Below are 22,258 nucleotides of genomic sequence, written 5' to 3'. Positions count from 1 at the left end.
TCTCTTATTTTCGAAGGTGCACGATAGCAAACAACAAACATTCCTTAAAGCCTATGAAGCCTGTCACGACAGGTTTCTAAGGTACTGCTCAACACTGGCCTATGGTCAGATGGATGTTCAGGATCTGGTCCAGGATGTTTTGCTTTCAGCCTATGAGAATTTCGAAAAGATCGAGAAAAAGGGGCAGCTGATCCATTACCTGATCAGAGCTGCCAGAAACCGCTCCATCAGCATATGGAGAAAGCGGAGAGACTTGATTGAACTTGCAGACTTGCATCATCAGCGACTGGTAGACCAGGGAGTTTCACCAGAAACCATTCTTGACATTGAGCTACTCTACAAAATGCTTAAGAAGCTACCTGTCAGGCAAAAAGATGCAGTGATACTCTTTGAGATCAGCGGGTTCAGCATCAGAGAAATTGCTGACATTCAACAAAGCACCGAAGGAGCTACCAAGACTCGCATCAGTCGCGGACGTGCCCGGCTAGCCGTTCTTTTGGAAGATAAGTCAACGCAGCAGTTATCGGAAGTTTGGGGAACACTCAAAAGTATCAGCTTATGAGCAATCAAAGCCTCCAACAACTGCTTGAAGCATTACGCTTCTCTCCGACCGAACTTTCCTTCGAGCAGATTTCAGGATGGATTCATGGCTTCCCTGATCACATCAGAAAACCATGGTACAAAAGGCTGAATTTAAACTCCATTATTATGATAAGTGTAACATTAATAATCACCAGTGCAATACTTCTTTTAGGCCCTGCAACTCCCCCGTTACCTGAGAAAACGGTCATCGTGCAATCATACAGGATCACGGAAGAGCCTGACCCTGTAGTACCGGGCGATCGCCCAATGAGTGAACTCAAGGTACCTCAACCTGAGTCATTGTCCCTTGATCAACTTGACAAAATCCAACCTTCTTTCAATGAATTCAATTCACCTGTTCCGCAACAAAACCAGGCTTTGCCTGATATAGATGCTACCCCGCATATTAATAGTTCAGGCAAGAAAAGGCGTTTCCAGACTGAAGACAGCTATGAAGCTAGAGATGTAGTGCTTAATACTGAACGGGCCCGTCAATTCAAAAAGGTACTGGAAGAAATGATTGAACAGGATGGGATGAAGATTGGCAAAAGTGATATGATGAAAGTTCATTATCATCCCAACTATCTCGTCATCAATAATGATAGTCTCAGAGGTCATCTTTTCAACCGTTATAGAAACCTGCTTTTTGAATATGGTATTGACCCGGCTGAAAACAGACATATATACTCCGATAAGAAATACCTGATGGCGGGTGACTTTAAGGATGGACAATTCAGGGGCACGGTATTAGGAAGGTTAATGAAAGTTCGTTCCAGGTCTGTACCAGGAAAGTTGAATGGAAAACCAGCCAGGATGTACATTACCGACATAGAACCAGTTGATGAAAAGTATAAAGAGGCCACATTTATTGATTATGATGGCACTCCGCCTAAAAGTTCATTTAACGCTCCGACAGACTCAGTTATTAGCCGTGAAAAGCTTCGCTTACTGCATCAGTCTTTAATTGATTTGTTTGATTCTCTGAACATGGATACGAAAAGGAATTTCGAATACTCTATCACTTTTGAGTCTAATGATATTCGACTCAAACAGAGAAGGCTAAATACTCAAAATAAACAGCGATTGATTCAACTGCTTGAAAAACATGAAGTACGACTCAAAGATGACAGGTTATTGCTGATGAATCAAAACGGAATTGTTATAGTGGACAAGATGGCTCCGAAAAGGAACTTCATCAATGTCTGGGCTAGTGAAGGCAAGATGTTTCAGATTCTGGCATCAGACAATTTGAACGAAGTAGAGCGACACTTCTTCAGGAAGAATTAGTCAATCCAGCAGTTCAGGTAAACACACACATACCTTACTTCCAGGGAGAATAGCAATTATTATACTTTGAACTTCACTTTCATGTCAATTGTCGCTATTTTTCATTTTGATTAATTAAAGCATAACACCTCTTCAACCACGACATCTTAAATGCCTGATCTGAAGTGACTCTCACAACCCTTCTCTTCCAGTGTCACAGTTAAAATCTATAGCCGTACTTCCTTTTGAAAACATGAGTTCAGACCCGGAGAATGAATATTTCTCTGACGGTATGACTGAGGAAATCACTAATGCATTATGCAGAATTGAAGGACTCAAAGTATCGGCCAGAACTTCGGCCTTTGCTTTCAAAAACAAAAAGGAAGATGTACGAATTATTGGGAATCAGTTAGGTGTATCAGCCGTCATTGAAGGCAGTATTCGAAAATCGGGTGACAGGGTGCGGATCAGTACCCAACTGATCAGAACCGACAATGGCTTCCTGATGTGGAATGAAACCTTCGACCGAAGGCTCACCGATATCTTTGATCTGCAAGATGAAATCAGCCTGCTGATCGCGGATAAAATCAGGGAAAACTTTGGTCACCTGGATATCCAGGACCACCTGGTCGACAACAGCACCCAGAATATTGAAGCCTATGAGCTTTTTCTGAAAGCAGTTTATCATCTGCGAAGAAAGGATTTCAATGATATTCAACTGGCGCTGGACCTGTTTAAGCAGGTGGTAGCATTAGACCCTGACTATGCAGAAGCCTATGCCTACATGGGAGAAACCTATTTACATTATACAGGCTTCAACCTCATGCCTGTCGATGACGGGTATGAACAGGTAAAAGAATGTGCCAATAAAGCCTTGTCCATCGACCCTAACGATGCCAAGGCTCATAAACTCAAAGCTTATTCATCCCTATTCTATGACTGGGACTGGGACATGGCTATTTCGGCCTACAATAAGGCTATAGAAAATGGTCTCTCTTCTGATAATGAGTTTATCTCTTACTACTACATTTTCATCCAGAAAGACTATGAGGAAGCCATCAAAATAGCCCAGGAAAGTGTAAAGAAAGACCCGATGCATGTATTGAGTTATTGGCAGTTGGGTATCTGCTATTACTTTGCAGCGAAGCATAAAGAAGCCATCCAGGCCTTTGAACGATGCCTGGAAATTGATGAGAATTTTAGCGAAGCCTTTAGGTGGATTGGTGTCAACTATGGTTATCTGGGGAAATTCGATCGGGCATTTCAATATGTAGATCGGGCATTAGAGATTACCCAAGGTGAAGGTCTGGCTCAAATCGATCGCCTGACAATCCGCATTCTGAATGGTGAGACCGACAGCGTGATCCATGATATAGAGGCGACTGAGTATATCGACCCTTGTGACCCTGCACAACTCTATAGCCTGCTCCAAATGCCTGAGAAAGCTATTCCCCTTCTGCAGCAGGGCTTGCATAAGCGATCGGTTATGATGGTTACCCTAAAGCACTATTGGATCTGGGACAATCTGCGCAGTGAACCCGGCTTTGAGGAAATACTCAATGCCATGAATTTTGGCCAGCAGAAAAGTCACAAATCGCATCAGGCAACGGCTCAACTAGTCCCTGCCAGTCAGTTCAATATGACTGATGGCGAAATTGACTCACTCCTGCAAAGGCTGAATACAACCATGTCTGACGAAGATCAGGTTGTAGACCACAATATGACACTCAGAACGCTGGCCGAGTTACTGGAGGTTCACCCGAACAAATTATCGTGGATACTCAATGAAAAGCTGGGTAGAAACTTCAATGAATATATCAATGAGCTAAGACTGGAAATATTCAAGGAAAAGGCACTTGATAAAAACTATGCCCACCTCTCCATTCTTGGGCTGGCCTATGAGAGTGGATTCACCTCTAAATCTGTGTTTAACGACTACTTCAAAAAGAAAACGGGCCATACACCAAAAGCCTGGATTAAGATCAATAGCTAATGGCCGAACAAAACAACACCAAACTCAACAGGTATCAGATCTTGATGATCGTTTGCCTGGTAGTGCTTCTATTCACCATTGTGGTGGACTATATGTTGATTTCAGCACTTAGCGCCATTATTGTTCCTGAGCTGCACTTAGACACTTCTCAGTTTGGAATTCTGGTGGGTGCCTATGGCGTGAGTGCAGCTATCTCCAGTCTGATTTCCATTGCCTTAATTGACCGGTTTGATCGAAAGTCTTATCTGTTATTCTTCTACATCGGCTTCCTGGTCGGAATTCTGGCCTGTGGTCTTTCACCTGATTACAACATACTGCTGGCCTCAAGAATATTTACTGGTCTTTTTGGTGGCGTTGTCGGTGCCATTTGCCTGACCATTATTACCGATCTGTTCGATCTAAAGCATAGAGGCAGAGTAATGGGGTTTATTCAAATGTCTTATGCGGCAGGGCAGATTGGCGGACTTCCTCTTGCACTGAAAATTGCCAATGACCTGAGCTGGAACAGTGCCTACTTCTTTATCGCTGGTCTGGGCATTGTTGTGGCCGTTCTGATCATCCGGCAAATGGAGCCTCTGAAAAAGCATTTAAGCGAAAACACCTCGAAGAGAAGGTTCTCCGAATCGCTTTCAATTGTCAAAAACCCAAAATACTGGAGTGTATTTGGCAATAACTCTCTTATTGTGGTTGGTGATATCATGCTATTGACGTTTGATTCTCTTTATATGTCCACTAATCTTGGCCTTGATATAGAACAGGTACCTCTCGTTTACCTTGTCACCGGTGGAGTCACGCTGGTCTTTGGGCCGATTATCGGGAGGCTTGCTGATCATTTCGGCAAATACAAGGTATTCCTGGCCGGATCCCTCCTGACTGCTACCTGCTTTCTTGTTTATTCCAATATTGAAAGCCTCTCCTTTGGAGGCATCATTGCTATACATGTACTGATTTTCATTGGTATCAATGCCCGAATGGTCTCCTCAACCTCTCTGGGTATGAGTCTTCCAAAGGTTCATGAAAGAGGTTCCTTTATGGCTATGGATACTTCTATCCAACAATTGGCTGCCGGAATCTCTGCTGCAGTGGTAGGCTCCATTGTGGCCATTGATCTCGAGCGAATCGAGGGATACTTTTACTTAGGCATATTGATGGTCGTACTCTATGGAATCACTTCATTTCTGATGTACAGAATTCACCTGCAAGTCAACCGGTAGTTGGCTTATTTCAGAGAAGTCCTAATTCTCATAATGGACATTCACCCTTAAAAACCCGGACGATCTTCCTCTGCCATTATCTGACATTTGATCAAAAGAATGAATAACAGAGATGAAGCAAAACCGAGTCATACTAGCGGGATCGACAGGATACCTGGGAAAACACCTGATCAAAGAACTGCAACTCCACCGCATTCCCTTTATAGCCATTGCCAGAAGTAAAGCAAAATTGAAAGGCTTCTCGCTCCTTGACGATCAGATCATTGAGGCCGAGGTAACCCAACCTGCAACACTCAAAAACATCATTGGCAAGAGTGATATTGTTATTTCCACAATAGGTATTACACGTCAGGAAGATGGATTAACCTACCATGAGGTTGATTATCAGGCAAACCTCAATTTACTCCAAGAGGCCAAAGAAGCAGAGGCATCCAAATTCATGTATGTCTCAGTATTAAATGGAGAAAACATGAGGCACTTGAAAATCATTGCCGCGAAGGAAGCATTTGTCGATGAGTTGAAGACTTCGGGGATAAATTACTGCATTATCAGACCCAATGGTTTTTTCTCAGACATGAAGGACTTCCTGAATATGGCCAGCAAAGGACGTGTCCATCTTTTTGGTAATGGAGAATTTCTCTTTAACCCAATTCACGGAGCAGACCTGGCCCAGGTGATTATTGATCAACTTAACACACCGGAAACAGCAATCGAGGTTGGAGGCCCTGAAATACTCACACAGAATGAGTTGGCTAAACTGGCTTTTACAGCCTTGGATAAACCGGTTAAAATAACCCATTGGCCTGACTGGACAAGAAAGGCACTCATTCGGTTTCTCAGAAGCTTCTTCACCGTTAAGACCTATGGACCATACGAGTTTTTTCTTAGCATGATGTCTCAGGACAACATAGCCCCGAGATATGGCGTAATGAGGCTCAAGGATTTCTTTAGGGAGGAATCTGACAGAATCCAATAAAAAAGCCTCAATCCAACTACATCATATGGATTGAGGCTTTTAAAAAATTTAAGAGTTTCTATCTGCCTCTTCTTATTTGCTGGTAAGGGAAAACAACTGTTGATTCATTGCCATCAATTCCTACCGCAGCTACACCGAAATAGTAGTTATCAATGACGATACCTTCCAATGTATACTCATTGGTGTCTGTAACATATACAAAGTTGTCCCAGGTTGGAGAAGTTGTCAATCTCCAGTAAATCTTATAGCCTGCTACTCCCGGATCGTTGGAAGGAGACCATTGCAAGGTGGTTGAAGGTCTTACTGCCCCGCCAATACGAACCTCATCAGGTGCAGGTGGTGCCCAGCCTAATCCCGCCAGGGAAATAGCATTCACAGCCGTCAGTTTAGCTGCATATTCAAAATTCACTCCCTCGACAACATCGCCATACTTAATACCATTTTCTTCTCGGATATTCTGATGCTGACGGTTATAATTCTCATGGGCTTCCATAATTCTTACTCCGGCAAAACCAAGGTCATTGAAAGGTCTATGGTGTCCTCCTCTTCCAAATCTATCCAAACGATAGATCATCATTGGATTCATTTCTGGCATATAGGTTTGTACCTGCTTGTGGATATATCGTGCCAGTTGACGGGAGTTTCCATCCACCTCGCCACCCGTAAATCTTCTGGAGGCTCTTTCCCGGTCTGTTTCATTGGCAGGGGTTGGTTCTGAAAAAATCCTGAACGATCGATTATCTATAACACCATCAACACCTTCGATATTTCCGATCATATCGTTATTGAGGATACCAATGATATTCCATCCGTTCTCCTGAGCATATTTAGCCAGACCGGCTCCACCAAAAAGCCCCTGCTCCTCACCTGAAAGACCAACAAAGGCTACACTGTTCTTAAAATTGTACTTGGACAGCACACGAGCAGCTTCTATTGTTCCCGCCATTCCGGAAGCATTATCATTGGCTCCGGGTGCATCGGTCTCAAAGTCCATTGTATTGGACGCTCGGGAGTCGATGTCTCCAGACATCATCACATAGTTGTTGGGATTGTCAGTTCCTCTGAGTACGGCTACCACGTTAACGATATAGGCATCGTGAGGGACTCTTCCACCCATTTCGGTAGTCACCAGGTCTTTCTGATAGAATACCTCCAGGCATCCGCCACACTCCTCAGAGATTTTGTCAAACTCGGCTTTAATCCATCGTCTGGCTGCACCTATTCCTCTGGTATCGGAAACCGTATCAGAAAAAGTATTCCTTGTCCCAAAGCCGGCAAGCGTACGAATGTCAGCTTCAATTCTTTCGGCAGAAACATTCCTGACAATTTCATACATGCGTGGGTCTATAGCCGGAGGGGCTTGTGCAAACAAATTACCTTCACTTAAGCATACCAGGCTCAATAGGGTTATGGTAAGTAGTTTTTTCATATTCAGTTGATTATCACTTGCCTGAAATTAACAAAGAATAAAAGACTCAAAAACGGATAAATGACCAATGGAAAAAATATTAAAAAAAGACATCCACGACATAGGGGTTTTGCGTTTGTTATCTGTATTGATATTGAGACTTTTCTTAGACAAAAGAATATTTCCCGACTACGTAACATTTTTGGTATAATCATTGTCTTAAGACAAGGGGATAAGAAAAGAATATGAAAACGAAAACTATATTACTTACAGCTGCAGTTGTTGCCACAGGTCTTGGTATTTACAGTATTGCTGGAAAGAAGATTGCTCTACCGAAGAAAAAAGGAAGCAGTAAATAATTTCCATCAAACTAGTTAAATACTGTTAAGTTAGCCGGCCTCGGATATTCCGAGGCTTTTTAGTTTCAAGAGTTTGCTATTTTTGAAGCTGATTTTCAACTATGAAGAAAGTTCTCATTCTCCTGATCCTCTTTGTTTCTGTTGTCTCTGCAGCTAAAGCTCAGCAGCAGCAAGACCCGAGAAGGTATATAGATTCAGCAGTTTATTATCTCGATTTAGGCCAATACCCAAAAGCAGATGAATACTTTATGACGGCTCTGGATAAAATCGATGTACTCTCAGCTGACTTCTGTTTCTACTTTGGTAAAAACTCTTTCTATATGAACAAGTTTTCCCAGAGTATAGACTGGTTGAATAAATACCTGGAACTGAAAGGTAGCCGGGGACAGTTCTCCAGAGAAACCCTAGATCTTTTGGAGAAGGCCGAAGAAGCCTTTCGGAATAACAGAGGCATTACCAATACTGCCGATGTCAACGCCAAGTTTTTTTACCTCAATACAATCAAGTGTAGTGAAGACGAACTGATCACCTGTCCTGTGTGTAAAGGGGATGATGTGATTACAAAGAAGGATCGATTTGGAGAGACACTTTATAAAACCTGCCCCTACTCTACCAATGGTGTATTGACATGTATCGAATTCAACCTACTGATTCAGGGGAACCTAAAGGCTAAACATAAGTAATTCTGTCCAGCACCAACCGGATCAATTGCTCAACTGTTTGCTCGTGGTCTTTGGAAAATGTCTGATTAGCTCTGTTGGCAATCAATGCATTTAAACTGATCATCTCATGGCCCAGTAATTCACCCATGGCATAATACCCTGCTGTCTCCATTTCAAAGTTGGTGAATCTTCCAAAGCTGGTTTTAGTATCAGCCAAAGTACTTAGAAAATCACCTATAGCTGGTTTTAGTCTGATTTCACGCCCTTGAGGAGCATAAAAGCCGGGAGCTGTCACTGTAACTCCATGATGCAACTCCTCCCCGAATAAATCAAAGAGTCGATCAGAACCCTGAGCGAAATATGGCTTGAATGGTAGTTTGAGCAGTCGTTGAATTTTATTTTCTACTACCGATAGTTCTTCTCTGGTATGACGTTCGTAGAAACTCATTAAGGTATCCAGACCTAAAGCGGCTCTGGAAACCAGCAAACTATCTAATGGGATATCGGCCTGCATGCACCCGGATGTACCAATACGAATAACCTTCAGCCGTCTGTGCTTTCTTCTGACTGTTCTGCTTTCAAAATCGACATTGACCAAAGCATCCAGCTCGGTCATCAGTAACTCCACATTATCGGTGCCCATACCTGAGCTAATCACAGATATGTGCTTACCACCCAGTTCACCGGTATGAGTAACCAACTCACGGTTACTCACCTGATGAAATATTTTATCAAAATGGCAGCTAATCTTTGGCACCCTGTCGGGGTCACCCACTACAATAACTGTATCAGCTACCATCTCAGGGCTTAAGTTGAGATGGTAGATTCTACCATTGGGGTTAATGATCAGTTCCGATTCCGGAATTCTTCTTTGAGCCATTTAGTCAATCTTTGCTGGCTCTCGTTTCACTCCCTTGATTGGGTTGTAGTGATTGGTGTTCTTCTGATAGTAACCAGTACCATCGTAGGGTCTTCGTGCAGGATTATTTCTGCATTCTTCAGAGCAACAGCCGTCCATCAGCCAACCAGCCTCTTCAGACATAGGGATGTGAGCATTACATTCCGGGTTGGCACAGTTCACCATTCTGTCGGTTGGTTCACCTGTAATATGGCAACGAGAGACTATGGTTGGGTTTACTTTGTTCACATCAGCCGTTATCCTGTTGTCGAAAACGTAGCATTTTCCTTCGAAGTCCTTTCCTTCAGCTTCAATACCATACTTGATAATTCCGCCATGAAGCTGATAGACATTTTCGAAGCCTTGCTCCAACAAATAAGCACTGGCCTTTTCACATTTGATTCCACCAGTACAGTAGGTGACTACCTTTTTGCCTTTCAGGTGATCTAACTCTTTTACCTTTTCAGGAAAGTCTCTGAAGTTATCTATATCTAAGGTCAGCGCATTTTTAAAGCGGCCCACATTATGCTCGTAGTTGCTTCTGACATCGAGGATTACCGTATCTTCCGGCTGCTCTTCCAATATCTTTCTAAAGTCTTCTGGTTCAACATAACCACCGGTTTTCTCTCTTGGGTTGATATGCCTCAGGCTTGAGTGTACAATTTCAGGCTTTACCCGCACATGAAGCTTGGCGAATGCCATCTGATCGTGTGGCTCTACTTTGAACTCAGTGTCAGCAAATCTGGAATCGGACTTCACATATTCCATGTACTTCTCACAGTCTTCTTTCAGACCGGAAACCGTACCATTCAGTCCCTCAGGTGAAATGATAATTCTACCTCTCAGGTTATTCTCAATACAAAAGAGGTGATGTTCTTCTCTGTATGCTTCAAAGTCCTCGACTTTCGCATAGCAGTAATACAATAAAATTGAATACTTCTTTTCCATATGTTCTGCCCTATTGCTTGTAGGGTGATTTTATGTTCTTAAGTTTCCAGGTTCTTGTGTCGGGAAGTTGCTATATCTGGAAGTTGGATCTTAACACTTTCCAAATCTCAACCTCTAAACCTTAGCCGCTGGATTACCGAAGACGGTCTCTCCTTCTTCTACATTAGCGATCACCACAGATCCGGCACCAATACGGGCATTTTTACCCACTTTGATTCCCGGTACAATGGTTACACCTGAACCGATAAAGACGTTATCACCAATTTCGGCTTCACTACCAATTACACTACCCGATCCTACCTGAACCAGATCGCCCAGTTGAGCACTGAAGTCAACAGAGGCATTGGTATGAATCATACAGTGATCACCAATTTTAGCATTGGCTCCGATAATCACTCCACTATTGATAAACTCTCCGTGCCCAACATGTGCTGAAGGTGCAATTTCAGTATTGCTGTGAATCGCATTCACAGGCATCATTTTTCTACGTTCCTTGATGAGTTTAACCAACCCTTTTCTCAAAGGTCTGTCATCTACCGCAATGAATGCTTCGCATTTTTTACCGATCAGTTTCAGATAGCCATCATCATCTGTTCTTCCCAGAATGCTCAACTCTCCAAGGGTTTGACCATGAAGTTCTTCATTATCGTCCAGGAAGCCGTAAACGATGATATCATTACTCTCAAAAATCTCCACTGCAGCTCTACCGAGTGCATTCGCTCCAAAAATGATTACCGGATTCTCCATAGTTTAAATTTGCGGCTGCAAAGTTAACTGTTTTCCTCTCAAAATATAAGTATATCAGGCTTTTACCAGCTCAGCTCCAATCTTACACTTCAGACATTTTTTCTGAATGCAATATTCATTGTAGAGTTCTATGAGGCCTTGTGTATCAAATCCAGAATTAACATTCCAACCCAGACCTTGCCACTTCCTGATGATATGGTTGTCTTCAACAGGCAGCGCCATTAACACACTCATGGCCTTGTCTAGCATATTGTTATTGGATTTATAGATCGCATAGGCCACTAAAAGCGGAGCAACTACATTGATCAGCAGATTCTGTACAGCAGTTTTGGATAAAGCCCTGGATGGACTTTTGGCCACTTTGCCAAAATTGAGGTGTTTTTGCCAATATTCGGATTGTTCTAACTGTAACAGTTTCTCAAGGTCTTTGATAGAGTCGAATTGCGTGAACAATGAGAATAAACTTCGATGGGTATGTACCAGTGTGGTGAATTGAGCTATTCTCAATGTTGGAAAGCTGGATGGCCGAACGCCAGAAAAATGCCATTGGTTATAAGTCAGGCTGGACCGAATGTTATACTTACGTTCCAAAAAGGCATATTCTCTTCTGAGTAAGTCAGCATACTCATCGTGATGATCGGAATTGAGTAGCCCACTGGCTCCATACAGTAAAGCTTCCCACTGCATGCGGCTATCGTGCTTTAAAAGTACTTTCAGCGGTACCGTCACGGCCAGTTCAGACATGCTTTCGGCATTGGTTTTAAACCCGAAGCCTCTGGCTACCCATTCAAAAGTTGACTGTTCCCAATCGTTGTTATTCTTCTCCAGCACTTTCTTGAATAGTTCGCCTTTTCGCTGCAATCGCCTGACCAGTGCTGACTCAAGCATTGCGAGGCGGGTGACTCCCCTGACTTTAGGAAATAAGTCACTGCAGTAAATCTCTGATTGGCTATTAAGAATGGTCTTGTACCTGGACAGGATACCTGGCTTAATCAATCCTTTCAAGGCCAAGGTTGGAATTGCTCTTCCTTCCTCATTCAGTACTTCCTGATTATGTTCATAAACGACATGGAGTATGACGTTTTCATAATTAGGATCACCGGAATGCTGATGAGCTAACCAGTCGGAAGATTTGAGATGAATCTCAATTGAACCTGTCCAAAGCAAACCATCAATCTTGAGTCGGGCTTCTTTGAAGTCGGGGCCGGCCAATTCGTTATGGAAACCTGTCTTGAATACTTCTAAGGATTTCCCCTCAGTAGTAAAAAGGTGGCTGGAATTAAAATACTGATGTTGCCAAACGAAATGTAGAAAGTCTTCCTGAACCATCTGGTGTGTTTAAGCACCAAATAAGTTAGCAATATTTTTCTAAATAATTATACATTTCTTGTTGAATATTAGAAGCTTCCTGACCTGCTACGCGAGCAAAATCTTCAGTAGAATCAGCATAAATGATCCCTCTGGAAGAGTTTACCAAAAGGCCACATTCTCTGTTCATTCCATACTCAGAAACTTCGCTTAAACTTCCTCCCTGAGCACCAACACCCGGCACTAGCAAGAAGTGGTTGGGAACGATCTTTCTGATGTTGGTTAATGCCTGCGCTTTGGTAGCGCCTACTACATACATCATCTGATCATCAGACCCCCATTCCTGGCTCTTCTCTAAAACTTTCTCGTAAACTTCTCCGCCCGATTGTAGCTGCAGATTCTGAAAATCCTTCCCTCCTGCATTAGAAGTCAAGGCCAGCAGAATCACCCATTTGTCAGGAAAGTCCAGAAATGGTTTTACTGAATCTTCTCCCATGTAGGGAGCAACCGTCACGGCATCGCAATTCATTTCCTCGAAAAAGGCCCTTGCATACATTCGTGAAGTATTGCCAATATCTCCTCTCTTAGCATCCGCGATGATAAAAGCCTCATTGGGTATATACTCTATTGTCTTCATCAGGCTTTCCCAGCCTTTGAGACCATGAGCTTCATAAAAAGCGATATTGGGTTTATAAGCTACCGCATAATCTATGGTAGCATCAATGATCTGCTTATTAAACTCAAAAAGCGGATCGTCCGCTTTTTTTAAATGTTCTGGAATTTTATGAATATCTGTATCAAGGCCAACACAGAGATAAGATGATTTGGCCTTGATCTGATCAAATAGCTGAGCTTTGTTCATTAATTACGAAGGTCTTCTTTGTATTGTACCGGGTTCTTCTCTTCATCAAATTCAAAATAGCCTTCCGGGAAAGTAACGCTTGGCTTGAAAGCAGACACTTCGAAAGCGGTCTTTACTCCTGCGTAGTCAATCAAGTCCCAGGCCTTTAAAAATGAATCCTTTTGTCCGATGTACATAATCACATTGGTAAAATCAGAATCGCTGTCAGTAGAAGTCAACTCTACCACATGCACCATTTCACCATTGATATTGTCTTGTCTTTTGTAAGCATAGGTAAAGCCCTCTTTGTAGATGTCATACACATTAGAAGGATTAATTACTGCTTCTTCCGGTTCAAAGTTACTGATGGTCAATTCCTGTGATTCTACAAGGTAGGTCCACAACACGGTACCATTACAATAAATATGTTGATCCTGAAACTTGATCAGGAACATGCTCTTGGAAACAGAGGCTTCTCCCGTTAAGCGGTCAACTACCTCTGCCTCACTCATTACTTTCTGAATAAAGCCAATTTCATATCCAGGCATTGCCTTATAAACCGAACTCATTTTATCCAAAATGGCTTTTGGATCTTCTTCCTGCCCTACAGCCATCAACGAGATGACCATCCAACACATCACTATAAATATTCTTTTCATTCTCTATTCTATTACTGGATTTCAGTTACTGTCCAGATTATTCAATAACTGTTCCAAACTATACTCATCGGGTATAAGCACCTCTCTGGCCTTACTCCCTTCAAAGGGTCCCACAATTCCGGCAGCCTCCAGCTGATCAATCAGTCGTCCGGCCCTGTTATATCCCAGTTTGAGCTTTCGCTGTATTAAACTGGTACTTCCCTGCTGATGGGCTACGATTAATCTGGCAGCTTCATCAAAAAGCACATCTCTTTCCGACAGGTCAACATCGGCTTTGCTTCCTCCTTCATCTTCGCCTACATACTCAGGCAGAAGATAGGCTGACTCATAGCCTTTCTGAGAACCAATGAATTCGCAAATCTCGTCTACTTCTGGCGTATCTACAAATGCACACTGCAATCTTGTGATTTCTGAGCCCATAGAAAGCAGCATATCCCCTTGTCCGATCAGCTGATCGGCACCTCCCGCATCGAGAATTGTTCTGGAGTCTACTTTCGATGTTACTCTGAAAGACAATCTGGCCGGGAAGTTGGCCTTGATAATACCTGTAATCACGTTAACCGAAGGTCTCTGCGTAGCGACCACCAGGTGAATACCAATGGCACGAGCCAGCTGAGCCAGTCTGGCAATAGGGGTTTCTACTTCTTTTCCTGCGGTCATCATTAAATCTGCCAACTCATCTATTACCAGGACGATGTAAGGGAGGAATCTGTGACCCTTCTCAGGATTTAATCTTCGATCTATGAATTTCTTATTGTACTCTTTGATGTTTCTACAGGCAGCATCTTTCAATAAATCGTAACGCTGGTCCATCTCGATACAGAGAGAGTTCAGGGTGTAAATTACCTTTTTGGTATCGGTGATAATGGGCTCCTCATTATCTGGCAACTTAGCCAGGTAGTGTCTTTCGATTTTATTGAAGAGGGTTAATTCCACCTTCTTCGGATCAACCAACACAAATTTAAGCTGTGAAGGGTGCTTCTTATAGAGTAGTGAAGCGAGGATCACGTTTAAGCCCACTGACTTACCCTGTCCCGTAGCACCTGCCATTAACAAGTGTGGCATTTTGGCCAGGTCGGCCACAAAAACCTCATTGGAAATGGTCTTACCCAAGGCCACTGGCAGTGCCATGTCTGAGTTCATGAACTTATCTGTAGAAATCACAGAACGCATGGATACCATTTCTTTATTCTTGTTCGGTACTTCTATACCGATGGTGCCTTTACCCGGAATCGGAGCAATGATACGAATTCCCAATGCCGCAAGACTCAGCGCAATGTCATCTTCCAGGTTCTTAATCTTGGAAATCTTCACCCCTGCTTCAGGTACAATTTCGTAAAGGGTAACTGTTGGCCCGATAGTAGCCTTGATACTGGCAATACCAATCTTAAAGTTGGTCAGGGTTTCAACAATCTTGTCTTTGTTCTGCTGAAGCTCGTCTTTAGTTACCTGAATTTTGCCGGTAGAATATTCATTGAGCAGGTCAACGGTTGGGAACTGGAACTTGGCTAAATCGAGTGTCGGATCATAATGACCGGCCTTTTCAACCAGTTTATCAGAAGCTTCCTTAATCTCTACTTCAAAGGCAGGTTCAGCTTCCTGCGGTTTAGGCTTAGGTTTATTGACCGGTTCCTGAACATCTAGCTCTAAGCTTTTATCATCTTCTTCGGTCTCCTCTTCTACCGGTTCTACTGGCTCCGGTTCTGTATTCAGTTTGATGGGCTGAGCCAGTTCCTCCTCTGGTTCCTCTGTTTGTTCGTCTTCATCCTTGATGGAGACTACCCAACTTTCAGAGTCATCCATATCTTCCTCGCCCTCTTCATCCGCTTCTAAAGAATCTTCTACTTCTTGCTCTTCAACAACTGAATCTTTATCCGTATCTGAGACAGGCACCACTCCTTTGGTTGCCTTTTTCAGGCTGAGCACTTCTGTAATATTGAAGAAGAAAATAGTAAAGACTAAAAGTGTAAAGGCCAGAAAAAGTATAGTTCCATAACCCAGGAGGCTATCGAAGAAAAGCGACAGTTCATATCCCAGGCCACCTGAATAGAAGCTCCACTCAGAAACAGAATCATCGGACTTAATCATGGAGCCCATGAGCAAGCTGATCCACACCAGGAAAAAGGTTGTGGCAGCAAATGCCCGGGTCAATTTCATCAAGGCCTTACCCCAAACAATCTTGTAACCGAGGATAAATAGAAAGGGAGGGATTAGAAAGGCTCCGATTCCAAACCAGGAGAATATCAGCTTGTGGGCAGTGAGTGCCCCCAGGAGTTTCATCCAGTTAGTAGCTTCTCTACCGAGTGACTGAACGGTCTCTCCATCAGCAAAAAAGGCTTCTACCACACTTTGATCAGCCTTACCTGTAAAAAGGTAGCTGAAACAGGAAAGGAAGATAAACACGGAAGCCAACAGCAAAAAGAAGCCTACGGAAAGTTGTACTCTTCTGTCTTTCAAAAAAGGAAGGCTGAAATTGAGAGAGACTTTTCTTTTGGCTTTGGGTTTCTTGCCCTGGTTACTTTTGAAGGTGTTGGACTTATAGGTGTTTTGAGCCATTTAAAAATTTTAAACCAGTTTGTACGAAGTTAAATGAATTTTGGAAACCGCATAAGGCATTCAGACCTTCTGCTGTGCTTTTTTCCAACGAAGGATTCCTTTGTTAATTTTCTTCACCATTGAAGGACCTTCATAAATAAAGCCTGTATAGACCTGAACAAGGCTTGCCCCCGCTTCAAGCTTGGCAATGGCATCGGCTGCCGTTAATATTCCTCCGACTCCTATGATTGGGAAAGCTCCTCCTGAATGCTGATGCAAATACCGAATCACTTCTGTAGACCTGTCGGTAACAGCAGCACCACTTAATCCACCCGCACCAATCTGGTCTATGGTCTCCTTAGGAGTTTTCAACCCTTCTCTGGAAATGGTGGTGTTGGTTGCTATAACACCATCAATTCCGGTGGTTTTCACTATATCGATGATGTCCGTCAATTGCGATTCGGTCAGGTCCGGAGCAATCTTGAGCAGAATAGGTTGTTTAGCACCAATCTCCTTTTTCCTCAATTGTAAAGTATTCAGCAAGGCGGTCAGCGGTTCTTTGTCTTGTAATTCACGCAGATTAGGAGTATTGGGTGAACTCACATTCACCACAAAATAATCTACATAGGGTTCAAGCGCATTGTAGCAGTATAGATAATCTTCTACGGCCTGGTCGTTGGGGGTTACCTTGTTCTTACCAATGTTTCCACCAATCAAGACACCTGTTTTCTTATTTCTCAGCCTTTCAATGGCGGCCTCCACTCCTTCATTATTGAATCCCATCCGGTTAATCAAACTCCTGTCGTCAGGCAACCTGAAAAGCCTCGGTTTCGGGTTACCATCCTGTCCTTTTGGAGTTAGTGTTCCTATTTCAATAAAGCCGAAGCCAAAAGCAGAAAGCTCATCGAACAGCCTGGCGTCCTTATCAAAGCCCGCAGCCAAACCTACCGGGTTGGGAAACTTCAGACCAAAACACTCTGTCTCCAACTCTTTGTGGCTGAAATGAAAGAGTGAACGGGTGATTGACGATACTCCCGGAGCTTTAAACATTCTTCGTATCCAGTTGAATGCGAAGTAGTGAGCAGGTTCAGGATTTTTAAGGAACAGAAAGGGTTTGATGAAGATTTTGTACAAGGCCGAAGATTTCAGGCAAAAATAGTCGAGTTCAACCAGAATTGAAATTTTCAAAAGGCCTTTCAACTATTTATCAAATTCCTTTTGGCGATTAATCAGATATATGAGAATTTGATCTTAAATATCGCACCCTATGTACGAAAAGATACTTGTTCCGGTAGACTTTACAGAGAAGACGCAAAAGGCCTTGATGGTGGCTAAGAGCATTGCCAAAAAGACCGATGCGGAGATTCATTTGATTCATGTGGTGAAAGCAGCTTTGGCAGTCTATCTCGATGAATTGGGAGTTTACAAAAGCAAGTCTCAGACAGGGCAGAAATTTCTGGAAGAAATTATTTCCAAGAATGAGCAGAAAATGGATAAGTACATAAAGCTGCTCAACGATGAAGGAATCCATGTTTCTTACAAACTGAAGATTGACAGTTCACCAGACAGGATTGCAGAACTGGTGGCTGAAGAAGGCTTCGATCTGACCATAGTGGGTAATTATGAGCATCAGCGTTTTGATGAATTCCTGAAGAGAACCCATCCAGAGCGAATCGCCAAGCTGGCCATGAATCCCGTGATTACGGTCAACAAGGAAGATGAAGCCTTTACCCCTGAAAAGATCTTAGTACCTACTAACCTGGAAGACAACTGTAATCAGAAGATGAAGGACTTACTGAGCTTCTCAGAGAAGTTTGGAGCAGAGCTACAGTTCGTTTTCATCAATACTCCGGCCTTTTTTCAAACCTCTCCCCAGATCAGGAAGAAAAGCAGGGCCTGGTTCGAAATGCATGGACTGAAGGGGTATGAGGTGAAAGTTTTCAATACCAAACAATTGCAAAAGGGACTGCTGAATGCCGCTGATTATTTCGAGTCAGACATGATTGCCCTATTCTCCAAGCACAGCGAAACCATTAAAGATTTGATCAAGGGAAATATCACCGAGTACCTGATTACCCGCTCCGATATACCTGTGATGACATTTAATCTCAACATTACTCAATGAATATAGAACTGCCTTTCGACTTCCTTAATTTTTCCGAATTCGGCATACTTAATCTCGCTGCTTATGTGGTGGGCATTTTCATTCTTGCCTACATCATTCTGCGAATTGTCAGAGCCATACTCAACAAAGAAATCAATAAGTCTTCCGATGAAATAAGAGTAGACCCAACCAAGTACAAGTTTCTGAGCAATGCCCTGGGCTTTATCTTCTACACTGCGGCACTCATCATCCTGTTCATTTCCATACCGGAATTCAGAACCGTAGGGGTTACCTTGTTTGCCTCTGCCGGTATTATTGCAGCCATTATCGGTTTTGCCTCACAGGCAGCTTTTTCCAATATTGTCAGCGGTATTTTCATTGTGATCTTTAAGCCCTTCAGAGTGGGTGATATTGTAAAAATATCTAACCTCTATTCAGGGATAGTGGAAGACATTACCCTGAGGCACACAGTCATCAGAGATTTCGAAAACAAAAGGCTTATTATTCCCAACTCGGTGATAAGTGCCGAAACCATTCACAATTTCAACATTGTAGAGGAAAAGGTGAACAATCATATCTTCTTCGGCATTTCATATGACTCAGACGTTGATCTGGCCACAAAAATTATTCAGGAAGAGGCCATGGCACACCCTAACTTTGTCGACTACCGAAGTGAAGAGGAACTGGCCGATGGCACGCCTGCGGTGATAGTGAGACTGCTGGAATTTGGTGAATCCAGCCTGAATTTACGAGCCAATGTATGGACAGATGACCCCATTAAAGGTTTCGAATTAAAATGCGATATTAATAAGTCAATTAAACAAAGATTCGATCGTGAAGGAATTGAAATACCTTTCCCCTACCGAACTATTGTCTATAAGGAGGCGAAGAAAAAAGAAAGCTGAACCTGGCGTAGTTTCTAAAAAGCTTAATCAAATGCCCGGTGCTCTTATTTACACCGGGGAACGCCATGTCGATCAGGTAAGGCTTGAATTGATGCAGTTCAATCCGGAAGATCTGATAGAGACCTCTGTAGATTTCAACGGACTTCAAGACCTTCGTAAGGATGGCTATACGACCTGGCTCAACGTAGTTGGCTTGCATGAGATTGAGGCCATTCAAAAGATTGGTGAGGCCTTCCAGATTCATAACCTGGCACTTGAAGATATTCTGAATGTTAATCAGAGACCCACCTTTGATGAATATGACGATCACTTCTTTATGGCAGCCAAGATGTTCAGAACATCGGATGAAACCATCATATCAGAGCAGTTCAGTATGATTGTCGGTGAAGGCTACATCATTACTTTTCAGGAAAAGGATGGCGATATCTTCGATGGCGTCAGAGGCCGGCTTAGAAATGCTAAAGGAAGAATCAGAACGAGGCAATCGGACTACCTGGCTTTTGCCCTGCTTGATGTCATTGTCGATCACTACCTGGCCATTATTGAAGAGTATGGCGATGAAATCAATGAACAGGAAGCCAGATTACTGGGCGATTTCAAGAAGACCATTCTAAATGATCTTAACCTGAGCAAAAAGGAGGTCAACTATCTAAGGCGCTTTGCCAGGCCTTTGCGTGATACGGTTATCTCTTTCAATAAATCTGACCTTTTACTGATCGATAAAAAGACCCGTCCGTTCCTGAAAGACCTGAACGACCACATCACCCACGTTACTGAAACAATCGAGGTATATCGCGAGACCATCAATGACAACCTCAATACATACCATACCCACATGACCAATAAGCTGAATGATGTATTGAAGGTATTGACCATCTTTTCAGTAGTATTCATTCCACTGACATTTATGGCGGGGATTTACGGGATGAACTTCGAGCACATGCCTGAACTCAGCTATGAATACTCCTATCCTATTTTCTGGGGAGCCATAGTCATCGTTGCTTTGGGAATGGTCTATTATTTCAAGCGTAAGAAGTGGCTTTGATTTTCAATTTGATGATGTGTTAATTTGAAAATTTGATAATTAGCCAATGATAAAGCGGTACCTCATTTCAGATACAGATACCGAGTATGTCATCTTGAGCGAAGCGAAAGTTCTGCCTAAGCATACAGTTTACAGATCCCTCGCCCACTCGGGATGAAAAAGAGAGCGATCAGTTTTCTCTCAACTGCAAGTTATCTAGACAAGACTGACCTTCGTCTCTTTCTATCTTGAGTGAAACGAAAGATCTACCATAAGCTTGGGAAGAGATGATCCCTCCCTACGCTTGGGATAGAAACCTCAAATATTAAACATTAAACTAACTTCTCGGATGAAACTCCTGAATCACCTGCCTTAGATAATCTCTATCTAAGTGAGTATAGATTTCTGTTGTGGTAATAGACTCGTGACCCAGCATTTCCTGCACGGCTCTAAGGTCTGCTCCACCTTCAATCAGGTGTGTTGCGAAAGAGTGCCTGAAGGTGTGCGGGCTGATGGCTTTTTGAATACCTGCCTTCTCCACGAGATTTTTGATAACGATAAACACCATCTGCCGACTCAGCTGACGCCCATTGCGGTTGAGGAACATAAAGCTTTCATTCCCTGATTTAATATCCAGGTGAACTCTAACTTCCTCCATGTATATCTTTATATACTTCAGTGCCTCTTTACCTATAGGCACCAATCTTTCCTTGCTACCTTTTCCAAAAATCCTCAAAAAGCCCACATCGAAATGGACATTAGACATTTTCAGTCCGATTAACTCTGAAACACGTAAACCTGAGCTGTACAGTGTTTCCAGCATGGCCCGGTTACGCATTCCTTCAGGCGTAGAATGGTCAATAGCAGCTAATATCTGATCGATTTCGTCTACACTCAGGGTATCAGGAAGCTTTCGTCCCAGCTTTGGCGCTTCCAATAACTCTGTCGGGTCATGATCCAACTCTCCTTCGTAGAGTAAAAACTTATAGAATGACTTAATTCCGGAGATAATCCGTGCCTGGGAAAAAGCACTCATCCCCAAATCATTGATATATTCGATGAAGTTTTGCAACTCCACCATCGTGATTTGGAGGGGTGTAATTTTTTCACCTGAAAGTTCCAGAAACTGTTTTAGCTTGCTCACATCGCGGACATAAGCCTCCACAGAGTTAGTACTGAGTGAACGCTCGAGTTTCAGGTAGTTTTCATATTCCTGTATGTAGATATCCCAGGCCATTTTCAAGTTTAGTGAATTAGGTTCTTCAAAAAAGGCAAACTCAATTTTTTATTTACCCTACCCCACCAGCAGAGGTATTCAGAGAACGGAGGTGGAGATTATCCAAACAAATTCCAGATAATCATGTAGTTTTAGCCTTATGAAAATCATCATCATCAATGGTCCTAACCTGAACCTACTGGGCGTAAGAGAAAAGAGTGTTTATGGAGACCAAAGCTTCGATAGTTATTTCAATGAATTGAAAGGCAAATACCCTGACATTGAACTGGAGTATTATCAAAGTAATGTTGAAGGTGAACTAATCAATAAATTACATGAGGTCGGTTTCTCTTATGACGGTATTATTCTGAATGCCGGAGCCTATACCCATACTTCGGTGGCTATATCCGATGCCATTGCGGCCATTAAAACACCCGTGGTTGAAGTACATATTTCCAATATCCATGCCCGCGAAGAATACCGGCACCTGAGCCTGATTACAGCCCATTGTGCCGGAATGATCACCGGTTTTGGCTTGAAGGGATATGAAATGGCTTTAGGTTACTTACAAAGTATCTAAAAACTTACTTTCAGGTCCATTTTATCTAACAGA

At 42.8% G+C, this 22,258-nt stretch carries 20 protein-coding genes; 10 read left to right on the top strand and 10 right to left on the bottom strand.

Annotated elements, in window-relative coordinates:
- Positions 1-16 precede the first annotated feature (16 nt).
- From ACOOEY_RS16740 to ACOOEY_RS16720, 5 genes are all read left to right on the top strand, one after another.
- Positions 17-562 carry an RNA polymerase sigma factor gene (locus tag ACOOEY_RS16740; RefSeq protein WP_420385870.1) on the top strand — a complete coding sequence of 182 codons (546 nt, stop codon included), beginning with the start codon at positions 17-19 and terminating at the stop codon, positions 560-562.
- On the top strand, positions 559-1,869 hold the full coding sequence (locus ACOOEY_RS16735) for a hypothetical protein (RefSeq protein ID WP_420385869.1): 1,311 nt from the start codon (positions 559-561) through the stop codon (positions 1,867-1,869). Before ACOOEY_RS16740 ends, ACOOEY_RS16735 begins: the two co-directional genes overlap by 4 nt.
- A 190-nt stretch (positions 1,870-2,059) precedes the next feature.
- Positions 2,060-3,841 (top strand): tetratricopeptide repeat protein, encoded by a 1,782-nt coding sequence (locus tag ACOOEY_RS16730; protein WP_420385868.1) that lies wholly within the window; start codon positions 2,060-2,062, stop codon positions 3,839-3,841.
- Positions 3,841-5,055: an MFS transporter gene (locus ACOOEY_RS16725; protein WP_420385867.1), complete on the top strand. Its 1,215-nt coding sequence runs from the start codon at positions 3,841-3,843 to the stop codon at positions 5,053-5,055. Before ACOOEY_RS16730 ends, ACOOEY_RS16725 begins: the two co-directional genes overlap by 1 nt.
- Positions 5,056-5,167: 112 nt before the next feature.
- Positions 5,168-6,031 carry an SDR family oxidoreductase gene (locus tag ACOOEY_RS16720; protein ID WP_420385866.1) on the top strand — a complete coding sequence of 288 codons (864 nt, stop codon included), beginning with the start codon at positions 5,168-5,170 and terminating at the stop codon, positions 6,029-6,031.
- Between the two features lie 58 nt (positions 6,032-6,089).
- On the opposite strand, the gene ACOOEY_RS16715 is transcribed toward ACOOEY_RS16720, so the two are convergent.
- A complete protein-coding gene (locus tag ACOOEY_RS16715; RefSeq protein ID WP_420385865.1) occupies positions 6,090-7,460 on the bottom strand; it encodes a M28 family peptidase in 1,371 nt (456 codons plus the stop codon).
- Between the two features lie 439 nt (positions 7,461-7,899).
- On the opposite strand from ACOOEY_RS16715, the gene ACOOEY_RS16710 reads away from it, so the two are divergent.
- Positions 7,900-8,481, top strand: a complete 582-nt coding sequence (locus ACOOEY_RS16710; RefSeq protein ID WP_420385864.1) for a hypothetical protein — start codon at positions 7,900-7,902, stop codon at positions 8,479-8,481.
- Here the strand turns inward: ACOOEY_RS16710 and ACOOEY_RS16705 are convergent.
- From ACOOEY_RS16705 to ACOOEY_RS16670, 8 genes are all read right to left on the bottom strand, one after another.
- On the bottom strand, positions 8,468-9,340 hold the full coding sequence (locus ACOOEY_RS16705) for a nucleoside phosphorylase (RefSeq protein WP_420385863.1): 873 nt from the start codon (positions 9,338-9,340) through the stop codon (positions 8,468-8,470). The genes ACOOEY_RS16710 and ACOOEY_RS16705 overlap by 14 nt on opposite strands.
- Positions 9,341-10,306, bottom strand: coding sequence for a rhodanese-related sulfurtransferase (locus tag ACOOEY_RS16700; RefSeq protein ID WP_420385862.1), 966 nt, complete (start codon positions 10,304-10,306; stop codon positions 9,341-9,343).
- Between the two features lie 114 nt (positions 10,307-10,420).
- Positions 10,421-11,053 carry an acetyltransferase gene (locus ACOOEY_RS16695; RefSeq protein ID WP_420385861.1) on the bottom strand — a complete coding sequence of 211 codons (633 nt, stop codon included), beginning with the start codon at positions 11,051-11,053 and terminating at the stop codon, positions 10,421-10,423.
- Between the two features lie 54 nt (positions 11,054-11,107).
- A complete protein-coding gene (locus ACOOEY_RS16690) occupies positions 11,108-12,382 on the bottom strand; it encodes a DUF2851 family protein (RefSeq protein WP_420385860.1) in 1,275 nt (424 codons plus the stop codon).
- Positions 12,383-12,407: 25 nt separating this feature from the next.
- Positions 12,408-13,223 (bottom strand): orotidine-5'-phosphate decarboxylase, encoded by an 816-nt coding sequence (pyrF, locus tag ACOOEY_RS16685; RefSeq protein ID WP_420385859.1) that lies wholly within the window; start codon positions 13,221-13,223, stop codon positions 12,408-12,410.
- A complete protein-coding gene (locus tag ACOOEY_RS16680; RefSeq protein ID WP_420385858.1) occupies positions 13,223-13,861 on the bottom strand; it encodes a LolA family protein in 639 nt (212 codons plus the stop codon). The genes pyrF and ACOOEY_RS16680 overlap by 1 nt, the downstream gene beginning before the upstream one ends.
- A gap of 21 nt (positions 13,862-13,882) precedes the next feature.
- The gene (locus ACOOEY_RS16675) at positions 13,883-16,417 is read right to left on the bottom strand and encodes a DNA translocase FtsK 4TM domain-containing protein (RefSeq protein WP_420385857.1); all 2,535 of its coding nucleotides are present in this window, start codon (positions 16,415-16,417) and stop codon (positions 13,883-13,885) included.
- Between the two features lie 60 nt (positions 16,418-16,477).
- Entirely contained in the window at positions 16,478-17,530 is a 1,053-nt protein-coding gene (locus ACOOEY_RS16670; protein ID WP_420388662.1) for a quinone-dependent dihydroorotate dehydrogenase, read from the bottom strand.
- Between the two features lie 133 nt (positions 17,531-17,663).
- Between ACOOEY_RS16670 and ACOOEY_RS16665 the strand changes: the two genes are divergently transcribed.
- Genes ACOOEY_RS16665 through corA form a run of 3 tightly spaced genes read left to right on the top strand, consistent with a single transcriptional unit; the run spans position 17,664 to position 20,450 of the window.
- Positions 17,664-18,521, top strand: a complete 858-nt coding sequence (locus tag ACOOEY_RS16665; RefSeq protein ID WP_420385856.1) for a universal stress protein — start codon at positions 17,664-17,666, stop codon at positions 18,519-18,521.
- Positions 18,518-19,405, top strand: coding sequence for a mechanosensitive ion channel family protein (locus ACOOEY_RS16660; RefSeq protein WP_420385855.1), 888 nt, complete (start codon positions 18,518-18,520; stop codon positions 19,403-19,405). The genes ACOOEY_RS16665 and ACOOEY_RS16660 overlap by 4 nt, the downstream gene beginning before the upstream one ends.
- The gene (gene corA / locus ACOOEY_RS16655) at positions 19,335-20,450 is read left to right on the top strand and encodes a magnesium/cobalt transporter CorA (RefSeq protein WP_420385854.1); all 1,116 of its coding nucleotides are present in this window, start codon (positions 19,335-19,337) and stop codon (positions 20,448-20,450) included. Before ACOOEY_RS16660 ends, corA begins: the two co-directional genes overlap by 71 nt.
- Positions 20,451-20,766: 316 nt before the next feature.
- Here corA and xerD read toward each other — a convergent pair whose 3' ends face one another.
- Positions 20,767-21,666, bottom strand: coding sequence for a site-specific tyrosine recombinase XerD (gene xerD, locus ACOOEY_RS16650; protein WP_420385853.1), 900 nt, complete (start codon positions 21,664-21,666; stop codon positions 20,767-20,769).
- 139 nt (positions 21,667-21,805) lie between these two features.
- Here xerD and aroQ point away from each other — a divergent pair, with 139 nt between their 5' ends.
- On the top strand, positions 21,806-22,225 hold the full coding sequence (gene aroQ, locus ACOOEY_RS16645) for a type II 3-dehydroquinate dehydratase (RefSeq protein WP_420385852.1): 420 nt from the start codon (positions 21,806-21,808) through the stop codon (positions 22,223-22,225).
- The last annotated feature ends 33 nt before the right edge of the window (positions 22,226-22,258 follow it).

The organism is Roseivirga sp. (assembly GCF_965216855.1).
Classification (GTDB): Bacteria; Bacteroidota; Bacteroidia; order Cytophagales; family Cyclobacteriaceae; genus Roseivirga.
This window is presented reverse-complemented; position numbering and strand designations above follow the sequence as displayed.

Excerpts from the sequence above, each read along its gene's own strand:
- ACOOEY_RS16720 (WP_420385866.1), top strand. The coding sequence starts at position 5,168 with ATGAAGCAAAACCGAGTCATACTAGCGGGATCGACAGGATACCTGGGA.
- ACOOEY_RS16665 (WP_420385856.1), top strand. The coding sequence starts at position 17,664 with ATGTACGAAAAGATACTTGTTCCGGTAGACTTTACAGAGAAGACGCAA.
- ACOOEY_RS16735 (WP_420385869.1), top strand. The coding sequence starts at position 559 with ATGAGCAATCAAAGCCTCCAACAACTGCTTGAAGCATTACGCTTCTCT.
- ACOOEY_RS16725 (WP_420385867.1), top strand. The coding sequence starts at position 3,841 with ATGGCCGAACAAAACAACACCAAACTCAACAGGTATCAGATCTTGATG.
- aroQ (WP_420385852.1), top strand. The coding sequence starts at position 21,806 with ATGAAAATCATCATCATCAATGGTCCTAACCTGAACCTACTGGGCGTA.
- ACOOEY_RS16680 (WP_420385858.1), bottom strand. The coding sequence starts at position 13,861 with ATGAAAAGAATATTTATAGTGATGTGTTGGATGGTCATCTCGTTGATG.
- ACOOEY_RS16710 (WP_420385864.1), top strand. The coding sequence starts at position 7,900 with ATGAAGAAAGTTCTCATTCTCCTGATCCTCTTTGTTTCTGTTGTCTCT.
- xerD (WP_420385853.1), bottom strand. The coding sequence starts at position 21,666 with ATGGCCTGGGATATCTACATACAGGAATATGAAAACTACCTGAAACTC.
- pyrF (WP_420385859.1), bottom strand. The coding sequence starts at position 13,223 with ATGAACAAAGCTCAGCTATTTGATCAGATCAAGGCCAAATCATCTTAT.
- ACOOEY_RS16705 (WP_420385863.1), bottom strand. The coding sequence starts at position 9,340 with ATGGCTCAAAGAAGAATTCCGGAATCGGAACTGATCATTAACCCCAAT.
- ACOOEY_RS16690 (WP_420385860.1), bottom strand. The coding sequence starts at position 12,382 with ATGGTTCAGGAAGACTTTCTACATTTCGTTTGGCAACATCAGTATTTT.
- ACOOEY_RS16695 (WP_420385861.1), bottom strand. The coding sequence starts at position 11,053 with ATGGAGAATCCGGTAATCATTTTTGGAGCGAATGCACTCGGTAGAGCT.
- ACOOEY_RS16660 (WP_420385855.1), top strand. The coding sequence starts at position 18,518 with ATGAATATAGAACTGCCTTTCGACTTCCTTAATTTTTCCGAATTCGGC.
- ACOOEY_RS16715 (WP_420385865.1), bottom strand. The coding sequence starts at position 7,460 with ATGAAAAAACTACTTACCATAACCCTATTGAGCCTGGTATGCTTAAGT.
- ACOOEY_RS16675 (WP_420385857.1), bottom strand. The coding sequence starts at position 16,417 with ATGGCTCAAAACACCTATAAGTCCAACACCTTCAAAAGTAACCAGGGC.
- ACOOEY_RS16700 (WP_420385862.1), bottom strand. The coding sequence starts at position 10,306 with ATGGAAAAGAAGTATTCAATTTTATTGTATTACTGCTATGCGAAAGTC.